Genomic DNA, 1,703 nt, shown 5'->3' with positions numbered 1-1,703 from the left:
GGATGTGGTAGCGCCACCGGTCATACCCCCGGATTGGTTCCTGTAGTTTATCCCCATAGACCCCTTCAATACGCTGGAAAGGTATCTGCAGCGTTTCTAACTGGTGCCGCATGTGATCCCAGCGTTGGGTGGCATGTTCAAGATTGATGACATAGGCCTGAAAGTTCATGGACATGACCTTTTATTCATGTGAGGTGCTTTTGGTGGAGCAGCTGAGTTGCCGGGACAATCTTTGGGAGTTTATCAGGGTTTTTGCTTTCACGCATTGATTCCAGCAGTTCAAGAAAAGCTTCCAGGCTCCACGTGTAATTGGATAGGCGAGGCGCATCCAGCCGTTCAGCTTGACAGTTTTGTCCCAGCGTAGACTGTTGTCTTGAGCGTCGATTAAAGATGGTGTTGTTTCGTTCGGAAGTACGGGTGAGGGGTTTACTGCAAAAGTACGAAGACCCGTAATCCAGGTTGCTCCTTGCAAGGTGTCTATCGCAAGCCATGATTTTTCAGTTGCCTCATAGAGCTTCCGGGCGGCTTCGAAGTTTATGCAGTAAGCATGAGCACCACCAGGTATTCCGAACTGGTAGGCAAGATAACAGTTTGTGTTTGGAATTTTAAATATGTTTTTGGAAGAATTGTAATTCTTTGTTCTTCCCATGAACCTAATTACATCCCATGTTGAAGCAAGTTTTGACAGTTCATGTAAGACATCAGGTAGAAAAATTTGTGGTAGCGCATCATCTTCTAGAATGAGTGCGTATTTTATTTTTTCTTTTAATATGAGCTCATAGATTTTCCTATGAGCCAATAGACATCCAAGTTCGCCTGCAGATAGGTCACGGCCGTAGAAAAGCCTTCTTTTTAAAGGTGCGTAATTGGGATGCGTGGCAGGATTTAGTTTGCGCCCATCAATACCTTCGATAAATTCAAATTTTAATCCCAATTCAGCTAGTTCTTTACTAATTGTCTTTTGTCTTTCTACAGCGTAGGGTAGAGTAATAACAAAAACCTTGAAATTTTTATGTCCTGTCATTTTGTTAATATTTCCTTCGTCTGGGAATGAACTGATGCCATAATTGGCGCCAGCCTCGTTTAAAAATTCGATAAGCCTGCATCCAGGGGCGATGTGCCATGTCGTAGAGCTGGCGTTCCCGTTTCCTGCTCCAGCGGCTGCGGTTGCGCCGGTAGGCCTGTTCGCGGGGTTGATCGAGGATGTTGGCCAGAAAACTTGCGTAGGTCTTGGCCCTGAGGCACTCAGGTTCCTGGCCGTTCCGAAACCAGGGTGCTGCCAGCATGGCCCTGTAGCGTTCCTCGTCGCTGTCGATTTCGCGCACGAGATCCACGACCTCTTCCAGAGACCTGCAGGCATGGCAGTTGATAAAGGCTTCGGGATTGAAAATCTTGTCGATGCCCGGGTCGCCCCAATAGATGGGAACAGCGTTGGCGGCGGCCGCCTGGGCGAATTTTTCCGTCAGATATCCGGGCCAGGAGCTGTTTTCAAAGGCGATGACGAACTTGTGCCGACTCTGAAAAGCCAGTTTGTCCTTCACCCGGCCGCCGACGTTATTGCGCCAGGCCCCGCCGGAATTCACCTGCTTGTATCGGCAAAGCAGGTCGAAAATCTGTTCCCGTTCCGGGGCGCTGTCACGGGTGTTGGACATGACATAGGCGCAAAAGTCGGTTTTTTGCGCCAGGACACGGTCCGGGTCGGG

3 protein-coding genes are annotated in these 1,703 nt (G+C 49.0%); all 3 read right to left on the bottom strand.

Going from position 1 to position 1,703, the window contains the following annotated elements; genetic code table 11:
• The coding region (locus tag D6694_03780; GenBank protein RMH46181.1) for a hypothetical protein at positions 1 to 169 on the bottom strand (169 nt) is incomplete at its 3' end.
• A 12-nt stretch (positions 170 to 181) separates the two neighbouring features.
• Positions 182 to 1,360: a glycosyltransferase family 25 protein gene (locus D6694_03775; protein ID RMH46182.1), complete on the bottom strand. Its 1,179-nt coding sequence runs from the start codon at positions 1,358 to 1,360 to the stop codon at positions 182 to 184.
• Positions 1,029 to 1,703 (bottom strand): hypothetical protein (locus D6694_03770; GenBank protein RMH46180.1); only part of this gene is annotated, 675 nt, incomplete at its 5' end. The genes D6694_03775 and D6694_03770, both read right to left, overlap by 332 nt.

The organism is Gammaproteobacteria bacterium (assembly GCA_003696665.1).
Taxonomy (GTDB): domain Bacteria; phylum Pseudomonadota; class Gammaproteobacteria; order Enterobacterales.
Note: the sequence above shows the minus strand (reverse complement) of the source record. Positions and strands in the feature narration are given on the sequence as shown.

Excerpts from the sequence above, each read along its gene's own strand:
- D6694_03775 (RMH46182.1), bottom strand. The coding sequence starts at position 1,360 with ATGCCTGCAGGTCTCTGGAAGAGGTCGTGGATCTCGTGCGCGAAATCG.